The sequence below is a fragment of the Bradyrhizobium nitroreducens genome (genome assembly GCF_002776695.1).
Classification (GTDB): domain Bacteria; phylum Pseudomonadota; class Alphaproteobacteria; order Rhizobiales; family Xanthobacteraceae; genus Bradyrhizobium; species Bradyrhizobium nitroreducens.
The window spans coordinates 1-1,280 of sequence record NZ_LFJC01000002.1; the positions used below are offsets into that span (position 1 = coordinate 1).

The following is a 1,280-nucleotide window of genomic DNA, read 5'->3' on the forward strand; positions in this document are numbered from 1 at the left end:
CGCTCTAGCAGTCTGCTGAAAAACCGGCAAATTCGTTGCTGATTGGCGTTTGGGTTGGACCTTGGTCGGAAGTTTGATGTCGGAGCGGCGATTGCCTCTCCGATCGGCGACCTCAACCTGCGACGAGCTTGGGTATCCGGACGAGGTTGTAGGCAATCAGATTGAGCAGGAAGTCGGCGGCGACGCGAGCGATGCCCCGATGTTTGGTCTTGCGCATGGTGCCATGCTGCTTGCCCCATCCGAAGATGCACTCGACCATCGCCCGCCGTGACTGGGACATGCTGTAGCCCGGGTGCCGCGTTGTGCGCTCGTCGATGGCGCTGTTGCGGGTCTTGCCGGTTTTGGTGACGGCCTGGTTCTGGGTCACATGCGGCGTCACGCCGATGGCACGAAGATTGTCGACATGCTCGGCCGTATCGTACGCCTTGTCCTCACCGGCGGTGATGCGGCGGCCTGCGGCTTTGCGTCTCGCCTTCAGCATCGCCTCTGAAGCCCGGCGTTCGGCGGTACCATTGGCATGCGTGACCTTGCCGGCTACCGCCAGCCCGTGCCGGTTCTCCATGGTGGCGTGGCCCATATAGCAAAGCCTGGCCTCTCGCCCGGCCGCCTTGCGATAGAGCCGGCTGTCAGGGTCGCTGGTGCTCGCATGGGTGTCGTTCTTGCGCTTCTGGCCATGGAAGTTGGCGCCGTCATCATCGTCGCCGCTGCCGTCCTTGGGGCGAAAGCTCTTCTGTGAAGCCCAGGCCTCGATCAGCGTGCCATCCACCGAGAAGTGCTCGCTCGACAACAGGGGCTTCACATCCGGATGGTTCAGAAGCTTCGCCATGAACTTGGCGAACACCTCGCCGTTCTCCAACCGGGCACGGTTCTTCGTAAACGTTGTCGGGTCCCAGACCGGATCATCCGGCGAAAGCCCCACGAACCAACGATACAGCAAATTATAGTCCAGCTGTTCCATCAGCTGTCGTTCCGAGCGGATGCCATAAAAGGCCTGCAGCAGCAGAGCACTCAACAACTGCTCGGGCGGGATCGAAGGACGACCTTCCTTCGAATACAGCCCGCTCAATGTCCGGTTCAGATCGCTCAGAACGGCACGTACAAGATCTCGTATCTTGCGCAACGGGTGGTCCTTCGGAACCAGCGCCTCAGGCAAAACATACGAGAACAGTCCACCCTGATCCTCGAACTTGCCACGCATCCCCAGCCTCCGAGATCCAATGCAAATCAGTGAATCACGAAACTCCGACAAAAACGATAGTTTTTCAGCAGACTGCTAGAGC

The 1,280-nt window shown here is 59.8% G+C and carries 1 protein-coding gene; it reads right to left on the minus strand.

Annotated features, from left to right (window positions below; all coding sequences use genetic code 11):
- Positions 1–112: 112 nt before the first annotated feature.
- Complete coding sequence (locus tag TSA1_RS00010) at positions 113–1,198, minus strand: IS5 family transposase (protein ID WP_100174552.1); 1,086 nt, start codon at positions 1,196–1,198, stop codon at positions 113–115.
- Positions 1,199–1,280 lie beyond the last annotated feature (82 nt).